Raw genomic sequence first — 16,813 nt, forward strand, 5'->3', positions numbered from 1 at the left:
TGCCGGCTCCCCCTGAGCTTGCGGAGCGCGCCATGGCTTTCGTCGTGATCGGCAACTACCTCTCGCCCTACGTGCGCAAGGTGCTGGCATGCATGGAGCTGAAGGGGCTCGGATACGAGATCGACCCGATCGTGCCCCGTTCATGGGCAACGAGGCTTTCGCGCGGCTGAGCCCGCTGCGACGCATTCCGCTGCTGCTCCAGGACGGGCGCGTCTTCCTCGATTCCTCGGTGATCTGCCAGTACCTGGAAGACATCCATCCGGCCCCGCCGCTCTACCCTGCCGATCCGGTCGACCGCGCGCACGCCCGCTGGCTTGAGGAGTACGCCGACACATCAATCGTGAGGTGGTACTTCGACTGGGACCTGCGGACGGCAGACGGCGGACTGCGCCGGTTTCCCCACGGTCAGCCCAACGCTCCGAACTGCGTCGCCGCCCGTTCCGCCAGCCAGTCGATGAACACCCGCAGCCGCGCCGGCATCTGCCGCTGCGGCGGATACAGCACGGTCATTGGCAGCGCCGGCGGCCGCGTGTCCGGCAACAGTTCGCACATGCGCCCATCGGCCAGCTCGTCGGCGATGCGGTAGTGCGAGAACTGCGCGATGCCCAGCCCCGCGCGGCAACAGGCGAGGTACGCGTCGGCGCCGTTTACCGTGATCCGCCCCGGCAACTGCAGCTCACGCCGCCGGCGGCCGACCACGAACTCCAGCGGCTCGGGCCGACGCGTGGTCGGCGAAGCCCAGTGCACCGCATAGTGGCCCGACTGCAGGTCGGCCAGCACCTTCGGCTTGCCGTGCCGGCGCAGGTAACCGGCGCTGGCCACGGTGATCTGCGGCAGCATGGCGATGCGCCGGCCGACCATGCCGGTGTCGCCCGGGTCGCCCACGCGCAGCGCGCAATCGACGCCCTCGCGCAGCAAGTCGACGAAGCGGTCGCCGGTGCCCAGGTCCAGTTCGATCTGGGGAAAGCGCGCAAGGAATTCGGGCAGCGCCGGGATCACCATCAGCCGGGCCAGCGCCGCCGACAGATCGACGCGCAACCGCCCGCGCGGCACGATCGCCGCGTCGCGGAAGTTGGCTTCCACTTCGTCCACGTCGGCCAGCAGACGCACGCAATGGCGGTAGTAGGTCTTGCCCTCGCAGGTCACGCGCACGCGACGCGTGGTCCGCTGCAGCAGCTGTGCGCCCAGCCGCGACTCGAGCGCCTTGATGGTGTGGGTGACGGTGGCGCGCGGCAGGTCCAGATCATCCGCCGCGGCTGTGAAGCTGCCCAGCTCGACGATGCGGGCGTAGAGCCGCATGGCATGCAGGCGATCCATTGTTGTTTCCAATTGAAAGGTCTTGCTGATTATTGGGTATTTATCCCAACCGGACCGGCGCGCACGATGCGCACACCTTCCACGGCGTAGGTTCGCCACCTCTTTAAGGAGTAGCCCCATGGAAATGCGCACGCTCGGCCGCAACGGCCCCCAGGTTTCCGCCCTCGGCTTAGGCTGCATGGGCATGAGCGACTTCTACGGCGCGCACGACGATGCCGAGTCGATCGCCACCATCCGCCACGCGCTGGACCGCGGCATCACCCTGCTGGACACCGCGGACATGTACGGCCCGCACACCAACGAGCAGCTGGTCGGCCGTGCCCTCAAGGGCCGCCGCGAACAGGCCTTTATCGCCACCAAGTTCGGCATCGTGCGCGACCCGGCCAACCCGCAGTCGCGCGGCGTCAGCGGCCGCCCGGAGTACGTGCGCGCCGCCTGCGAGGGCAGCCTCAAGCGCCTGGGGGTGGAGACGATCGACCTCTACTACCAGCACCGCGTCGACCCCAACGTGCCGATCGAGGAAACCGTCGGCGCCATGGCCGAACTGGTCAAGCAGGGCAAGGTGCGCTACCTGGGCCTGTCCGAGGCTTCCGGGCAGACGCTGACGCGCGCCTGCGCGGTGCACCCGATCGCCGCGCTGCAGAGCGAGTTCTCGCTGTGGACGCGCGATCCGGAGCAGAACGGCATGCTCGCCGCCTGCCGCAAGCTTGGAGTCGCGCTGGTCGCCTACTCGCCGCTGGGCCGCGGCTTCCTCACCGGCGCGATCCGCTCGCCGGACGACTTCGAGGCCGACGATTTCCGCCGCCACAACCCGCGCTTCAAGGGCGACAACTTCGCGCGCAACCTGGCGCTGGTCGATGAAGTGGAGAAGCTCGCCGCCGACAAGGGCTGCTCACCCGCACAGCTGGCGCTGGCCTGGGTGCTGGCGCAGGGCGAGGACGTGCTGGCCATTCCCGGCACCCGCCGCCGCTCGCGGCTGGACGAGAACCTCGGTGCGCTGGACGTGCGCCTCTCCACCACCGAGCGTGCCGCGATCGACGCGGTGTTCCCGCCGAACGCGGCCGCCGGCGACCGCTATGCGGGGCCGTCGATGCAGATGGTCAACGCGTAAGTCGTGCCATGCGGACCCTGGCAGTCCTCTCCCCGCCACCTAATCAAGGAGGGGAGAGGGAGCAAGGCCTTACACTGGCGCTCATGAGCACCCCCGACCATTCCCCCCTTGGCAAGGCCACCGTCTACGCCGACCGCTACGACCCCTCGCTGCTGTTTCCGATCCCGCGCGAGCAGAAGCGCATCGAGATCGGCGTGCACGACCCGCTGCCCTTCGCCGGCACGGATATCTGGAACGCCTACGAACTGTCCTGGCTGGACCTGCGCGGCAAGCCCCGGGTCGCGCTGGCCGAATTCCGCGTGCCGGCCGATTCGCCCAACCTCATCGAGTCGAAGTCCTTCAAGCTTTACTTGAACGGTTTCTCGCAGGAGCGCATCGAGATTTCCGCGCTGCAGAAGACGCTGGCGCGCGACCTTTCCGCCACCGCCGGCGCGCCGGTGACGGCGACGCTGAGTGCGCCGACGGCTCAGGGCCATGCCATCGTCGAGCTGGCGGGCGAATCGCTGGACGACCTGCCGCTGGACATCGACGACTATGGCCCGCCGAAGGCTGCCTACCTGAGCGCCAGCCACGATGCCGCGCCGGTGGAAGAAACGCTGCTCTCGCACCTGCTGCGCTCCAACTGCCCGGTCACCGGCCAGCCGGACTGGGGCAGTGTGCAGATCGCTTACCGCGGCGCCCCGATCGACCGTGCCGGCCTGTTGCGCTACTTGGTTTCCTTTCGTAACCACAACGAGTTCCACGAGCAGTGCGTGGAGCGCATCTTCATGGACGTGATGGCGCATTGCGCGCCCGCTCAGCTGAGCGTGTACGCGCGATATACCCGCCGCGGCGGGCTGGACATCAACCCGTTCCGCAGCACCGATCCCACGGCGCTGCCGAGCAATGCGCGTGCGGTGCGGCAGTAATCGGCGCTTCAGATCGGCGGCGCTAGCCTTTCTGGCCTGGCCGATCCGCGGCCATTGAACGGAAATCCCGCCATGACGATCCAAGCACGCTCCATCGCCCTGCGCGGCACGGCCCTGGCCGGCCTGCTGCTGCTCGCCGCCTGCGGCAAGCACGAAGAACCGGCGGCCACCACGCCACCGGCCGCCAGCACCGCTCCGGCTCCGGCACACACCGCACCGATGCCGGCACCGGCACACACCGCACCGGCAGCGCCGGCCGCTGCCGGCACGGCCGCCGCCCCGGCCAGTGCGGGCACCAGCGCCACCGCGGCTCCGGCGCCGACGAACGTGTTCAAGGTCGAGGACGTCTCGCTGGGCGAGGCGGTTACCGCCGGCTACAAGATCGCCAAGCCCACCACCACCTTCGAGCCCTCGCAGAACACCATCTACGCCAGCGTCGCCACTACAGGCACCACCGCCGGCGCGACCCTGAGCGCGCACTTCAGTTACCTCGAAGGCAAGGGCCAGGACGTCACTACCATCAGCCAGACCATTGCCACCGACGGCCCGGCCACCACCACCTTCAAACTGCGCAACCCCAACCAGTGGCCGGCGGGCAAGTACAAGGTGGAAATCGCCGTCGACGGCAAGCCGGTAACCAGCCAGACGTTCGAAGTGAAGGCGGTCTGAGCCGGGATGCTCCACCCACGGGCGCCTTTCCTCGCAGCGCGCTAAGGCCAGGCACGGGTCTCTCGACGGCCGAGTCCTTCCCCCGCGAACGGGGGAAGCTGCCGACAGGCGGATGGGTGGGCCTTTCGCGGTAACCCTAACGCCCACCCTGCGGGTAACGCTTGAGTCCGCTCATCTGCTCGTGTCCCGACCGGACCGAACGGTAGGCATCGGCTATGAGCGCATGCGTGGGCGGACTGACGTCCTCGTCTTCCAGCGCATCCTCGAACTGATGCGCAACATGGTCCTCACCGCGATCGACCTCGTCCATCACCGCGCGGTCGTCATGCAGGCTCTTGCGCAGGTTGGCGAACAGGCGGTGCGCCGAGGCGAGCGCGCTGCCTTCCTCCTCGGGCATGCCGCCGAGCGCTTCGACCCGCTGCTGCAGCCGCGAGGCCACCAGGCGCCGCTCGGTGGCGCGCTCCTGAAAAGTGATGCCGAACCGGATGTTCTGGGTTTCCCTGGCGGCCTCGGCATAGCCGTCGGCGCTGTCGATGGTGGTCTCGATCAGATCGTTGAGCACGCGGATGTCATGGTTGTGCATTGGAAGATCTCGGTGGGCGGTCGCGGCAGTCCTGACAGGACGGGGAAGCCGTGCCGCCATCGTAGGAACCTCCGGCGATGGCTCCGTGAAGCGGCGTCCTCGCGCAGCGGACACGGCCGCCGGTGCATGCTTGACCCATGCCAGCAGGTGACGCCCTTCCTCCGGTATTCGACATCGGCCACTCCACGCATGCGCTGGAGACCTTCGCCGGGCTGCTCGGGGCGCATGCGGTCGAGTGCGTGGTCGACGTGCGGCGCCTGCCCGGCTCGCGCCGCCACCCCCAATACGACGGCCCCGCACTGGCCGCTTCGCTCGCGCCGCTTGGCATCGGCTACCAGCACCTGGCCGCGCTCGGCGGCCGGCGCGGACGCAGCCTGCCCGCAGGGGCGCCTTCGCCGAACGGCTTCTGGGAGAACCCAAGCTTCCGCCGCTACGCCGACTACGCGATGGGCGAGGACTTCCACGCCGGTCTGGCCCAACTACTGGAACTCTCCGAGCGCCAGCGTTGTGCGCTGATGTGTGCCGAGGTGCTGTGGTGGCGTTGCCACCGGCGCATCATCGACGACTACCTGCTGGCCGCCGGCCGCACGGTTTGCCACATCCTTGGCGATGGCCGCGCGGAGCCGGCTAAGCTGACGCCGGCGGCACGGCGCGCCGGCGATCATCTGGTCTATCCAAAGCCCTGATCAGCGCCCGTTGAGCCGGCGCGCCCCCACCGGGTCCAGCGTCGCCATGAGGTCCTCCACCCGCGTGGTGTAGCTGCCCGGCAAGCCGAGGTCCCCGTGACGTGCCGGTGTGTCAGGTCCTCGCCAGCACCTGCGCCGCGCCGCTGCCAGGCGGCGCGCGCTGCTGCTGCCCAATCGCGCCGGCGCGCGGTTTCAGCGCTACGCTGCGCCTGCCTCGGCGCCGAGCTTGGCTGCCGCCGGACTGGCTGGCCTCATCCCGGCCGCCGATTTCGCGCCACCTGTGCGACTGTGCTTACAATGCCCCCGCGCCATCGCCACGCTGGCGGCGCGCAGGGGGGAACGTCCGAATGAATCCTGGGGCACAGGCGCCGCCGAGCTCGCTGCGCGTGATCGCGCGTCGCTTGCGCGACGGTCGGCTGGCGCGGCTGGTCGCGAGCTACGGCGAATACCACGTCTCGGTGCGCCGCGCCCTGCTGCTGGGGCTGGCGATCCTGTGGTGCCTGTATTGGCAGTACGTGGCCGGCACCTCGCATTCGAAGCTGGTGCTGGCGCGCGAGGCCGCACTGCTGCGGCCGTGGGCGCAGCTGTTTTTCGCCGCGAGCCTGGCCTGGATGGCCGCTGTGCGGCTGCGCATGGTGCCCACCACCGAACTCGTCGACGGCATCGGCGCGGCGGTGAATGTGCTGGGCATCGGCGTGCTGCTCGGCCTGGCCTGGAACCTGTGCGTCCCGGTCATCACGCTGCTGCCGCTGGCGACCATCATGGTCGGCACGCGCTCGGGGCGAGGCATGTTCTTCGCCTTCATGACCGGCTCGGTGCTGGTGCTGGGGCTGGCCGCGCCGCCGCACTACTGGACCGAGCGGCCGGCCTTCGTGCCGTTCGCGCTGGTGCTGCTGGTCGGGCTGCCGCTGACCGTGTACCGGCTGCTCGGCACGATCTCGGCGATCTCGCAGTCGGCGCTGCACTCGCGCGACGCGCAGAGCCGCTTCATCGCCACCATGAGCCACGAGCTGCGCACGCCGCTCAACACGGTGGTGCACGCCGCCTCGCTGATCGACACCGCGGCGCTGGACGCCTCCGACCGCCAGCTGATGCACGCGCTGCGCGCCAACGCCAACGCGTTGCTGCAGCGGGTCAACGACGTGCTCGACGTGGCCGCGATCGACGCTGGCCGGTTGCACTTCAGCCGCGAGCCGTTCCTGGTCGCCAACGTGCTCGGCCAAGTGCGCGACGTGGTCGGTCCGCTGGCGCACCAGCGCGGTGTGCGCCTGCGCACCGTGCAGGGCCGCGGGCTGGACGACGCGCTGCTGGGTGACCCCGGCCGCGTCGCGCAGGTGCTGATCAACTTGGGCACCAATGCCGTGAAGTTCACGCCGGCGGGCGGCGACGTCGGCATCGAGGTGCGCCTGGCGGACAACGGGCTGATCCAGCCACGCCTGCTGTGCACCGTCACCGACACCGGCAGCGGCGTGCCCGACGAGATGAAGGCGCGCATCTTCGAGCCGTTCTACCAGACCAGCGATGGCCTGGTGCGCCGCCATGACGGCACCGGCCTGGGGCTGCACATCGTGCGCAGCATCTGCCAGCAGCTGGGCGGCCGCGTCGCGGTCGGCGACAACCCGGGCGGCGGCAGCGTGTTCACCGCCGCGCTACCGCTGGACCGCGCCGCGCCCGAGCAGACGGTGGTCGAACCGCTGGATACGGTGACCGCGCTGGATGCCCACCGCGCGCGCGTGCCGGCCATCACCTGCCTGGTGGTCGACGACAACCGTTCCAGCCGCGACACCCTTGGACACTTGCTGCGCCGCGCCGGCCATCGTGTGCTGTTCGCCGGCAGTGGCGAGGAAGGCCTGCAGGCGATGGACGGCCCGCAGCGTCCCGACCTGGTGCTGCTGGACATGCACATGCCCGACCTTTCGGGGCTCGATGTGCTGGCCCACCGCCGTCCACGCCACGACATGCCGATCGTGATGTTGAGCGCCGACTCCGATCCCGAGGCGATCGAACAGGCGCTGGCCCACGGCGCAACCGCCTATCTCACCAAGCCGGTCTCGATCGAACGCCTGCTGGCGTTGCTGCGCCAGGTCGGCGCCAGCGCCGCGATGGTCCGCACGGCGATCGCCGAGCCGTCCCGCCCGACCGCGCCGAACCCGCAGGCCGAAAGCTCGCTCTCGCTGATCTGCCGAATCGCCACGCCCGAGCAACGGCGCACCTACCTGGAGAGCTGGCAGGGCGAACTGCAGCAGGACAACGAAGCCCTGCTCGCCGCATTGCGCAACCACGACTCCGCCGCCGCCGCCGCGCAACTGCACCGCCTGCAGAACGCTTTCCTGGTGATGGGCCGCAGCGAAGCGGTCGGCCTGTGCGCGCAGCTGCGCGAGGCGCTCCGCGCCGGTCTAGGCGCCGAGCCGGTGCTGGGCGCACTGCAGGCGGAACTGCAAGCCACCGCCCTGATGCTGCGCGAGCGGCTGGCCGACACCGCGCCGGCGCCGGCACCGGCGAGCCGGGCAGACGGCTGGCGACCCGTGGCCTGGCGCCCGGCCTCCGTTGACTGAATCCAGACGCCCCGGCGCGTAGGACGACGTTCCGCGCCCGATGCCGCCGACAGGCGGCAGGGACAAGGCGCAGGCGACGAACGTCGGAGGACAGCGCCATGGCTACCGCCTCATCCCACGCTGCGGACCGGTTTCTGGCTTCGCTCGGCGAGCTGTTGCCCGACCTGGAAGCACTGTACACCGACGTGCACTCGCATCCGGAGCTGTCCATGCAGGAGGTGCGCACCGCCGGCCTGGCGGCGGCGCACCTGCGCGCCGAAGGCTACGAGGTGAGCACCGGCATCGGTAGAACCGGCGTGGTCGGACTGCTGCGCAACGGTGAAGGTCCCACCGTGATGCTCCGTGCCGACATGGACGCGCTGCCGGTGAAGGAGGCCACCGGCGCGCCCTATGCCAGCACGGTCACGGCGACCGACGGCGAAGGGCGGACGGTGCCGGTCATGCACGCCTGCGGGCACGACATGCACGTCGCCTGGCTGGCCGGCGCCACCGCGCTGCTGGCGCGCCACCGCCAGGCCTGGCACGGCACGGTACTGGCGATATTCCAGCCGGCGGAGGAAACCGCGGCGGGCGCCCAGGCGATGATCGACGACGGGCTGTTCGAACGCTTTCCCAAGCCGGACGTGGTGCTGGGCCAGCACGTCATGGTCGGGCCTGCCGGCACGGTCGGCGGACGTACCGGCACCATCACCTCGGCAGCCGACAGCCTGCAGATCCGGCTGTTCGGTCGCGGCGCACACGGATCGATGCCGCAAGCCAGCATCGATCCGGTAGTGATGGCGGCGGCCACGGTGATGAGGCTGCAGACCGTCGTCTCGCGCGAGATCGCCGCCGCCGAGGCCGCGGTGGTCACGGTCGGTGCGCTGCAGGCCGGCACCAAGGAGAACGTGATTCCCGACGAGGCGATCATCAAACTCAACGTGCGTACCTTCGACGAGGGCGTGCGCAAACGCGTGCTGGCCGCGATCGAGCGCATCGTCAACGCCGAGGCGGCCGCATCGGGCGCAACCCGGCCGCCGGAGATCACGCTGCTGGACCGCTACCCGCTGGTGACCAACGAACCGGGCGCCACGCGGCGCGTGGTCGAGGCCTTCCGGCGCCACTTCCCGCCCGGTCGCGTGCGCGAAACGGGACCGGCGCCGGCGAGCGAGGATTTCGGCTCCTTCGGCGCGCAGTGGCACGCGCCTGCGGTGTTCTGGTTCGTCGGCGGCACCGACCCGGACATCTACGCGCAGGCCAAGGCGACCAACCGGCTCAACGATATCCCCACCAACCACAACCCGCGCTTCCTGCCCGTGCTGCACCCGACCCTGGAGGCGGGCGTCGAGGCGATGGTCGTCGCCGCCTGCGCGTGGCTTGCCGTGTAGCATCGGCGGCACCGGGCCTCGCCCGCCGATCGATCGCCGCAGGGTCCGCATGGTGCACATCCTGACGCTGGTACTGGATCTGGGCGGCACGTTCGTGTTCGCCATCAGCGGCGCGCTGGCGGCCGTCAAGCACCGCCTGGACATCTTCGGCGTGCTGGTGCTGGCCTTCGCCGCAGGCAACGCCGGCGGCATCACGCGCGACCTGCTGATCGGCGCGGTGCCGCCCGCCGCCCTCGCCAACTGGACCTACCTCGGCGTCTCCATCCTGGCCGGCCTGGTCACCTGGTTCTGGTTCCGCGTCATCGAGGACCTGAGCGACGCGGTGCTGTGGTTCGATGCGGTGGGCCTGGCGTTCTTCGCCGTGGCCGGCGCCGAGAAGGCGCTGGTGCACGGGATGGACCCGGTGATGGCCGCCCTGCTCGGCATGCTGACCGGCGTGGGCGGCGGCATGCTGCGCGATGTGCTGATCCGGCAGATTCCGACCGTGCTGCGCGCAGACCTGTATGCCCTGGCGGCGCTGGCTGGCGCCGCCGTGGTGGTTGCGGGCCACCAGCTGCACATCCAGCCGGTGGCGACCACGGTCGCCGGCGGCCTGCTGTGTTTCGCACTGCGCTACATGGCGATACGCCGCGGCTGGCGTCTTCCTTCGGCGCACCCGAACACCCGCCAGGACGGGACCGCGGACGGGCAGGACAAGCGCGGCCACTGAGCGGCGCTTCGGGCCAGCGTCCGCCGATCTGCACTTCCGGCATCGATATCCAGCACGTACAGGGGCAGCAGGAAAGTGCTTCGGCATGGGCACAGATTGCGCGGCAGATGCGCACGCTTTCGCCGGCGTGTGCGGAGCGACCGATGGGCCGGCGACAGCCGCCGCGACGAGGTGTTCGGACGCTTTCGGTTTACGCGTTCCTGCGACTCACGGGAAAGAAGGCAATCTGCTGCGCGGCTCTCGATAACGCCATCGCCTATCGTTTCTCTTCCACCAGCTTGGCTAGCTTTTCCAGGGACGAGTTCAAGCCGGCATCGTGGTCCTCTGGCCGGATCCCTTCCGGTACGTTCTCGGCCTGGATCGTCACCAGCGTGCCCTCGTCCCGGGGAACGAACGTCCAGGTCATGCGCATGACGCCGCAGAACGATGGATCTTCACTCTCAAACGAAACCTGTTGCTCGATTCGTCGTTCGACCTCGATCCTCGTCAGGCGCACTTCCACTTCGTCGGAATCGCTGGAGGTCTTGCCCCGTCCCTGCCGTGGCGCCGCGTAGGTCAGCTGCATGCGGTACGAGCCGCCTTCGCGAAAATCGAAATGCAGCATCTTGCCGGTCATGTCATCCGGGGGCAGCCAGCGCTCCATCGCGCCCGGCTCGGCGAAAGCGCGATAGACGGTTCGAGGTGACGCGGAGATGAGCCGTGACGCTGAGTCGATCCTCGGGGCCATTCGTTAAGCGCCTCGTGTCATCGTGGTGTCGTAGCGAGTCTTTGCGGGCCGGCATTCCGCTCCCTCATGCGCTTCGGAGATGCGGCATCCCTTCAGGGCTTGCGGAGCTCCTCGACGATAGTTCGCCTGATCCGGGCGAGAATCGCGAAGTGCTGACTCGCGTCAACTGCTCTCGCTTGCCCTCTTCCCAATGGACATTACTCCGCAAGTCCACCAAGCCGTTAGGAGCAATCCCAATGGTGTCCCTGGAATTTCCCACTACTGTCCCAGGCGTTTTCGGACCCGTGGCGAACAACCCGTAGCCATGGGTCAACTGCGCGGTACTGCCCTAGCGGAGGGCCAAGACGGGCAGGTGCTGGCCTTACTGCACCACGGCTCGACTTTTTCCCTGTGCCTTGGCTACATACATGGCGTGATCCGCGCGGGTGAGTAGTTGCTGGGGTGAATGATCGAGATCGGCGTCATAGGCCACAATGCCGATGCTGCTGGATAGCAGGATTGACGTAGCCTGCATCACCTCATCGACGGCTATGCGATGCGAGATGACCTCAGATAGTTCGGCCACATGGCCCTCGAGGTTGGCCACGTCTTCCAGGACGACGACAAACTCGTCCCCGGCGAGTCTTGCCACGAAATCGGTCTTGCGGACTGCCGTGCGCAGGCCCTCGGCGAACCGCTGGAGGACGGCATCACCCATTGCATGGCCCAGCGTGTCGTTGATCTGCTTGAAGCCATCGAGGTCGAGAAACATCAAAGCCAGGCCTCGACCGGTGCGATTCGCCCTGGCCATGGCGTCCTCGAGCCGATTCATGAGAGCGCGCCGATTGGGAAGTCCGGTGAGATGGTCATGCAGGGCTTCGTGCTCGACACGGGCAAAGAGTCGCTTCCGCTCGGTGATGTCCTGCGAAAGCAAATAGAACCCATCCTGGCTGTCACCCTGCCCAACGTGTGGAACAAGGTTGGCGTGAAACCACATGGCTCCCGTCCTAGTCTCCAGCGCGTACTCGATCTCCGCCTTCTCTCCTGCCATCACGCGCTCGAGGACGGCATGGAAGCGGTCGAAGAGCTCGTCGCCCCAGAATGCCCGGAGATGGGTCCCCACCAACCCTTCCGGCTCGACGCCGAACCAGGTGGTATACGCATGGTTGTGGAAGCGGTAGCGGTAATCCGCCCCGACGTGGGCAATCATGGCCGGCACGTTGTCCGTGATGGTTTTCAGACGGCGTGTCGTCTCCAGGATGGCCGCTTCATCGGCTTTGCGCTGGGTAATGTCCTGCATGAAGCCATGCACGAGAAAGCTTCCGCCATCGAAGCTCGTACTGAAGGTGAGATCGACCGGGAAGGCGCCACCGTCGCGCCGTACGCACGTGATCTCGATCCGTTGTTTCATTCGCGTGCTGATGCCGGTCATATGCAGTCGGCGAAGCCAACGGACATGTCGGGCATGGGTATCGCCTGGCAGCACCAATGAACTGAATGTCCGGCCGATGACCTCAGCCGCGCTCCAGCCGAAGATCCGCTCGGCGGAGCTGTTCCAGGTCACGATGCGGTCCGAGCCATCGATCTCGATGAATGCATCGGAAGTGTCCTGCAAAACCCGCTGGAGTTGAGCCTGTTCCAGTGCGAGCCTGGCTTGTGCCTCTTCCCTGCGCAGGATCTCGTGTCGCAACTCGGCCACGGTCGCGTCCAGCTCGTGGGATCGGATCTGAATGCGACTTTCAAGATCGTCCCTGAGGGCGAGCAAATGCTCCTTGGTTTGGTGCAGATCGCTGATATCGGTTGCCACAGCGACGACCGCACCTGGCATGCCCGCCTCGGAAGGGAGGCCGGACAGCCCCAATTGGCTCCACGACGGGACCCCGTCGTCGCGATGGAACCTCAGGACAAGGTGCGACGCCACATCGGGAGTCGAGCGCGCCATCGATAGCGATCGCTCGGCCAGCACGACATCGCGGGAATCGAGCAATGAGACGAACGGAGTGCCTTCCAGTTCCGCGGAATCCTTTCCCGCCGTCGTCCCGAAACGGCGGTTCCACTGCACAAGGACGCCATGCTCGTCCAGCAAGGCGATGCCTACCTCGGCCTGATCGATGATGTGTGTGAACAGGCGTTGCCGGCGATCGAGCGTCGATTTGGCAGAAGCAGCTTCTGCCTGTGCCTCTTCCGCGTGGAGCTGGTGCTCGGCCAACTTGGCCAGATCGACCAGCGCAGCCACGTCTTTCTGACTGAACGTGCGCGAACGATGATCAAGGACGCACAGCGTTCCCAATGCCACTCCCGAGCGGGACCGAATGGTTTGGCCGGCGTAGAAGCGAATGTGGGGATATCCCGTCACCAGGGGGTTCGATCGGAATCGGGGGTCTGTGCAGGCGTCCAACACCACGAACGGTTCTTGCTGTTCGATCGCGTGGGCACAGAACGAGATGTCCCGGGCAGTTCCCTCCAGGTCGAGCCCGCAACGGGAACGGAACCATTGCCGCTCCTGGTCCAGCAGCGTGACGAGCGCCATCGGCATGTCAAAAAGCCGCGAGGCTGTCCGCGTAATCCGGTCAAGTTCCTCTGACGCCAGTCGATGAGGTTGGTTCTGGAGCGGCCCGTCCATGGCGATGGCGAGTTCTTTTTTCATTGTTGTTATCGGGGCCCCGGGAGAATGAATTCACGCGTCCCGCGCGAGGCGGACATGTTGCGGGAAGCCAGGCAAGCAAGACTCGCGCCCGGGTTGATGCATGAGGCCTTCGTTCGACCGAATTGGAATGCGGATGTGATGCCGGTCACAGATCAAGCCGGTACTCCTGCCCATGCAGGGAGCAAGGGCGAGGCTCGGGTACACGATGTCGCTCGGGGCCGACTGCCGCAAATAAGACGGAATGGCGGTTATCGGGACATTGGGCACCTAACGGGGGATGCGATACATGGGTATGAGACATGCTTCGAGGATTCGAGCGTCACGAATCATTGCCGTCTCCGGTGTCCGGTGCATCAGGCATTCCTCGGGCGGAACGCTCAGATTCCAGGCCGGTTGCTCGCCATGTCAGCGTCTTACGAGTGATACGCCCCCATGAGCACGGCCAACCTTGATCATCGCCATGTATTCGATTCATCGCCGAATCCTTGTGCCGTCCTATCCCGGGACCTGGTCGTCATCGATGCCAATCCGTCCTACGTAGGCCTGTTCAACCTGAGCCGGGACCAGTTAGTAGGGCGTGCACTCCTGGAAGTGCTCCCCTCCCGGCTAATGGAAGCGGGCCTGGAGTTGCGGGCGTCGTTCCTTCACGTCATCGAGCAGACCAGGCCACATTCCATCCCCCTGCTGCGTTATCCGGTAGCCACCGATGACGACCAGCGCGATCGGTTCTGGACGGTCACGAACACTCCGTTGCTTGACGATTCGGGGGCCTTGATAGGCATCCTCAATTGCCCTATCGAAGTGACCTCCCTTGTGTCCGCGGGCAGCACGGACGTCGGTCCGCCGGAGGGCTATGGCATCGACCAGCAGATCGTCGCCGGAGCGATCAACCACCACCTGGAGGGAGAGCGGCGAAGGTTTCGCCAGCTGATGCAGCAGGCCCCTGGCTTCGTTGCTGTAGGTAAAGGGTCCGATCACGTCTTCGAGCTGGCCAACAATGCCTACTACCAGCTGGTGGGACACCGGGACATCCTGGGCAAGCCCGTGAGACAGGCACTCCCGGAATTGGCCGGCCAGGGCTTCTACGAACTCCTGGATGAGGTCTATGGGTCCGGCAAGCCGTTCATCGGGCGCGCCATGCCGATCTTTATCCAGCCGGAACCGAACGCTCCGCTGAAAGAACGGTATATCGACTTCATCTACCAGCCGATCCTCGATGAAGAGGGCGTCGTCTCCGGCATCTTCGTCCAGGGGCACGACGTGACCGAAGCACATCAACTGTCACAGCGCGTCGCGTACCAGGCAGCGCATGATCCCCTTACGGGATTGTTGAACCGCCGCGAATTCGAGGCACGCCTGAACCGCGCGGTGGCCGACAGCGCCGAGGGCGCCGGAATTCACTCGCTGATCTATCTCGATCTCGACCAGTTCAAGGTCGTGAACGACACCTGCGGGCACGCCGCGGGAGATGAGCTGCTCCGTCAGGTCAGTCTACGTCTCAAGGCCAAGGTGGATGCCCAGGGCACCGTGGCAAGGTTAGGCGGCGACGAATTTGGCATTCTCCTCGAGGGCATGCACGCGCCCGAATCCCATGCTGTCGCCGAGCGTCTACGCCAGGCCATCGATAGCATGGAGTTTTCCTGGGAAAGGCAGGTTTTCGGATGCAGCGCCAGTCTTGGCGTGGTGGCGTTGGACACGGCCATGGGCAATGCGGCCAATGCTCTGAGCGCCGCCGATTCGGCCTGCTTCATGGCTAAGGAGCGCGGGCGCAACCGGGTACAGATCCATTGCCTGGACGACGGCGACCTCATTGCGAGGCGACGCGAGATGGATTGGGTCAGCCGCCTTCGAAGCGCGTTGACGGAGGGGCGTTTGATGCTTTTCGCGCAGCGCATCCTGCCCACCAAGCCCGATCAGCGCAAAGCATCGTTGCGCATGGAGCTGCTGCTTCGCCTGGAAGACCAGGATGGGACGATCGTTCCTCCCATGGCGTTCATTCCGGCGGCCGAGCGCTTTGGGTTGATGCATCTGCTTGACCGATTCGTCATCAAGAAGGCATTCGATCGCCTTGCCGCGCTCCCTCCATGCGCACGCGAGGGGATCGATCTATCGATCAATCTCTCCGGCAGCACGCTCAGCGACAATTGGCTCCTTCCCTATGTGAAGGACCGGCTGCAGGTGGACGCATCGCTGGCAAGCCATATCTGCTTTGAGGTCACGGAGACATCGGCGCTGCAGCACCTGTCCCGGACCATCGTCTTGATGCTCGAGTTGAAGGAACTCGGTTTCCGGTTTGCATTGGATGACTTCGGAAGCGGCATGTCATCGCTGAGTTACCTGAAGCAGTTGCCTGTCGACTACCTCAAGATCGATGGCGTATTCATTCGGCAGATCACAAGCAACGCAGCCGATGCAGCGATGGTGGAGGCGATGGCGAAGGTGGCCTCGGTCATGGGCATCCGCACCGTCGCCGAATATGTGGACAGCGAACCCACGCGCCGACTCCTGGAGAGCCTGAACATAGACTACGTGCAGGGCTTCTCCGTGCACATTCCCGAGCCGTTCGACGTCGTGATGGAGTCGCATGCCATCCCGTGGCAGGATCTCTGATGGGGCATGCCCCATGGTGCGAGCAGGAGCCTGACCCGTCATAGACCGAGATCCGTTCATGGCGAAGTCCAGTCACCCGGTGAGACCGAGGGTGACGCCGAATATGCTGCCGGCCCATCACTCCGCCTGGCGCTCCGAGATAACGAGTGATCTTGGCCATCCGTGTCACCGCACTGACTGCCTACCGACGAAGTCGTTTGCCCCGACAAGCGGACTGCTAGCCACGGTTTCGCGGTCCCGCCACTCATGGTGGAGGGGCGCCAGTCTCCCGGATGAACCGTCCCGGCGAATGAGAACAATCTGACGCCAGCTGCACTGGAATTCGCCGGCATGGCATCCGATGTTCGTCCCGCGTGCCATGGGGCAGTAGGCACGCTCACCTCGCGACACCCCGCCCGGGACTTGTCCCGGTTTTGTCCCGGGCCATTTCCAGGGATCGCGTTTGACCCGCACGCCATGGGTCGTTCTGAGTTCCGGAAAGCTACCAGAGCAAAATGGCCACGCCGAGGATCTCGGCGCGGCCTGCGAGGCTTGCTTGGGGGCTCTTCGATGCTCTCGGATCACCGCATACCAACCCGGAGCGGCGGACAAGGCAGTGACCTATGGAATGTGGCGCGCCCGGAGGGATTCGAACCCCCGACCAATGGCTTCGGAAGCCACTACTCTATCCGGCTGAGCTACGGGCGCGTGTGCTGCGAGACCGCGCACGGACCGGTGGGTCCACGGCGGACGGGCAGTATAGCGGAGTTGGGTGGCCGGTTCATGCGTGCCCTCCCGCTCGGAAGAGCACGGCCGCAAGGTGCGGTGAGGGTTTGGGAGGTCCGTGATATACGCGCTGGACCCACCGTCCCGAAACCTCTCCCCGAGGGAGAGGGGCATCGGCTTCTGGCTTGCGGGGGCCTTCGGCAGGCGTTGACCCCCTCGCGCCGTCCTCTCTCCCGTCCT

Annotated in this window: 13 protein-coding genes, 1 tRNA gene and 1 pseudogene; 10 read left to right on the forward strand and 5 right to left on the reverse strand. The window is 66.7% G+C overall.

Annotated features, from left to right (window positions below; genetic code table 11):
* Positions 1–32 precede the first annotated feature (32 nt).
* Both VGU65_RS15655 and VGU65_RS15660 read left to right on the forward strand, forming a co-directional pair.
* Positions 33–170: a glutathione S-transferase N-terminal domain-containing protein gene (locus tag VGU65_RS15655; protein WP_414655809.1), complete on the forward strand. Its 138-nt coding sequence runs from the start codon at positions 33–35 to the stop codon at positions 168–170.
* Positions 143–211, forward strand: a pseudogene (locus VGU65_RS15660) (hypothetical protein); the annotation flags it as partial. The gene VGU65_RS15655 and the pseudogene VGU65_RS15660, both read left to right, overlap by 28 nt.
* A gap of 194 nt (positions 212–405) precedes the next feature.
* Here VGU65_RS15660 and VGU65_RS10255 read toward each other — a convergent pair.
* A complete protein-coding gene (locus VGU65_RS10255) occupies positions 406–1,317 on the reverse strand; it encodes a LysR family transcriptional regulator (protein WP_327475370.1) in 912 nt (303 codons plus the stop codon).
* Positions 1,318–1,435: 118 nt separating this feature from the next.
* On the opposite strand from VGU65_RS10255, the gene VGU65_RS10260 reads away from it, so the two are divergent.
* From VGU65_RS10260 to VGU65_RS10270, 3 genes are all read left to right on the forward strand, one after another.
* The gene (locus tag VGU65_RS10260; RefSeq protein ID WP_327475372.1) at positions 1,436–2,428 is read left to right on the forward strand and encodes an aldo/keto reductase; all 993 of its coding nucleotides are present in this window, start codon (positions 1,436–1,438) and stop codon (positions 2,426–2,428) included.
* An 83-nt stretch (positions 2,429–2,511) separates the two neighbouring features.
* Positions 2,512–3,336, forward strand: coding sequence for an NADPH-dependent 7-cyano-7-deazaguanine reductase QueF (gene queF / locus VGU65_RS10265; RefSeq protein WP_327475374.1), 825 nt, complete (start codon positions 2,512–2,514; stop codon positions 3,334–3,336).
* A gap of 72 nt (positions 3,337–3,408) precedes the next feature.
* Positions 3,409–4,005 (forward strand): hypothetical protein, encoded by a 597-nt coding sequence (locus tag VGU65_RS10270; RefSeq protein ID WP_327475376.1) that lies wholly within the window; start codon positions 3,409–3,411, stop codon positions 4,003–4,005.
* 136 nt (positions 4,006–4,141) lie between these two features.
* On the opposite strand, the gene VGU65_RS10275 is transcribed toward VGU65_RS10270, so the two are convergent.
* Positions 4,142–4,588: a PA2169 family four-helix-bundle protein gene (locus VGU65_RS10275; RefSeq protein ID WP_327475378.1), complete on the reverse strand. Its 447-nt coding sequence runs from the start codon at positions 4,586–4,588 to the stop codon at positions 4,142–4,144.
* Between the two features lie 137 nt (positions 4,589–4,725).
* Between VGU65_RS10275 and VGU65_RS10280 the strand changes: the two genes are divergently transcribed.
* The 4 genes from VGU65_RS10280 (at position 4,726) to VGU65_RS10295 (ending at position 9,905) form a co-directional block, all read left to right on the forward strand.
* A complete protein-coding gene (locus VGU65_RS10280; protein WP_327475380.1) occupies positions 4,726–5,274 on the forward strand; it encodes a DUF488 domain-containing protein in 549 nt (182 codons plus the stop codon).
* A gap of 347 nt (positions 5,275–5,621) precedes the next feature.
* On the forward strand, positions 5,622–7,829 hold the full coding sequence (locus VGU65_RS10285) for an ATP-binding protein (protein WP_327475382.1): 2,208 nt from the start codon (positions 5,622–5,624) through the stop codon (positions 7,827–7,829).
* A gap of 98 nt (positions 7,830–7,927) precedes the next feature.
* The gene (locus VGU65_RS10290) at positions 7,928–9,196 is read left to right on the forward strand and encodes a M20 family metallopeptidase (RefSeq protein WP_327475384.1); all 1,269 of its coding nucleotides are present in this window, start codon (positions 7,928–7,930) and stop codon (positions 9,194–9,196) included.
* A 52-nt stretch (positions 9,197–9,248) separates the two neighbouring features.
* A complete protein-coding gene (locus VGU65_RS10295; RefSeq protein WP_414655812.1) occupies positions 9,249–9,905 on the forward strand; it encodes a trimeric intracellular cation channel family protein in 657 nt (218 codons plus the stop codon).
* A 256-nt stretch (positions 9,906–10,161) separates the two neighbouring features.
* Here VGU65_RS10295 and VGU65_RS10300 read toward each other — a convergent pair whose 3' ends face one another.
* Both VGU65_RS10300 and VGU65_RS10305 read right to left on the reverse strand, forming a co-directional pair.
* Complete coding sequence (locus VGU65_RS10300; RefSeq protein ID WP_327475388.1) at positions 10,162–10,632, reverse strand: SRPBCC domain-containing protein; 471 nt, start codon at positions 10,630–10,632, stop codon at positions 10,162–10,164.
* Positions 10,633–10,993: 361 nt separating this feature from the next.
* Positions 10,994–13,258, reverse strand: coding sequence for a sensor domain-containing diguanylate cyclase (locus tag VGU65_RS10305; RefSeq protein ID WP_327475390.1), 2,265 nt, complete (start codon positions 13,256–13,258; stop codon positions 10,994–10,996).
* A 432-nt stretch (positions 13,259–13,690) separates the two neighbouring features.
* Here VGU65_RS10305 and VGU65_RS10310 point away from each other — a divergent pair, with 432 nt between their 5' ends.
* Complete coding sequence (locus VGU65_RS10310) at positions 13,691–15,868, forward strand: sensor domain-containing protein (RefSeq protein WP_327475392.1); 2,178 nt, start codon at positions 13,691–13,693, stop codon at positions 15,866–15,868.
* Between the two features lie 610 nt (positions 15,869–16,478).
* On the opposite strand, the gene VGU65_RS10315 is transcribed toward VGU65_RS10310, so the two are convergent.
* A tRNA-Arg gene (locus VGU65_RS10315) sits at positions 16,479–16,555 on the reverse strand.
* Between the last annotated feature and the right edge of the window lie 258 nt (positions 16,556–16,813).

The sequence above is a fragment of the Frateuria sp. genome (assembly GCF_035943815.1).
Lineage (GTDB): Bacteria > Pseudomonadota > Gammaproteobacteria > Xanthomonadales > Rhodanobacteraceae > Frateuria_A.

Bases quoted from the DNA above. Each gene is read 5' to 3' on its own strand.
- VGU65_RS15655 (WP_414655809.1), top strand. From the start codon at position 33: ATGGCTTTCGTCGTGATCGGCAACTACCTCTCGCCCTACGTGCGCAAG.
- VGU65_RS10255 (WP_327475370.1), bottom strand. From the start codon at position 1,317: ATGGATCGCCTGCATGCCATGCGGCTCTACGCCCGCATCGTCGAGCTG.
- VGU65_RS10260 (WP_327475372.1), top strand. From the start codon at position 1,436: ATGGAAATGCGCACGCTCGGCCGCAACGGCCCCCAGGTTTCCGCCCTC.
- queF (WP_327475374.1), top strand. From the start codon at position 2,512: ATGAGCACCCCCGACCATTCCCCCCTTGGCAAGGCCACCGTCTACGCC.
- VGU65_RS10270 (WP_327475376.1), top strand. From the start codon at position 3,409: ATGACGATCCAAGCACGCTCCATCGCCCTGCGCGGCACGGCCCTGGCC.
- VGU65_RS10275 (WP_327475378.1), bottom strand. From the start codon at position 4,588: ATGCACAACCATGACATCCGCGTGCTCAACGATCTGATCGAGACCACC.
- VGU65_RS10280 (WP_327475380.1), top strand. From the start codon at position 4,726: ATGCCAGCAGGTGACGCCCTTCCTCCGGTATTCGACATCGGCCACTCC.
- VGU65_RS10285 (WP_327475382.1), top strand. From the start codon at position 5,622: ATGAATCCTGGGGCACAGGCGCCGCCGAGCTCGCTGCGCGTGATCGCG.
- VGU65_RS10290 (WP_327475384.1), top strand. From the start codon at position 7,928: ATGGCTACCGCCTCATCCCACGCTGCGGACCGGTTTCTGGCTTCGCTC.
- VGU65_RS10300 (WP_327475388.1), bottom strand. From the start codon at position 10,632: ATGGCCCCGAGGATCGACTCAGCGTCACGGCTCATCTCCGCGTCACCT.
- VGU65_RS10305 (WP_327475390.1), bottom strand. From the start codon at position 13,258: ATGAAAAAAGAACTCGCCATCGCCATGGACGGGCCGCTCCAGAACCAA.
- VGU65_RS10310 (WP_327475392.1), top strand. From the start codon at position 13,691: ATGAGCACGGCCAACCTTGATCATCGCCATGTATTCGATTCATCGCCG.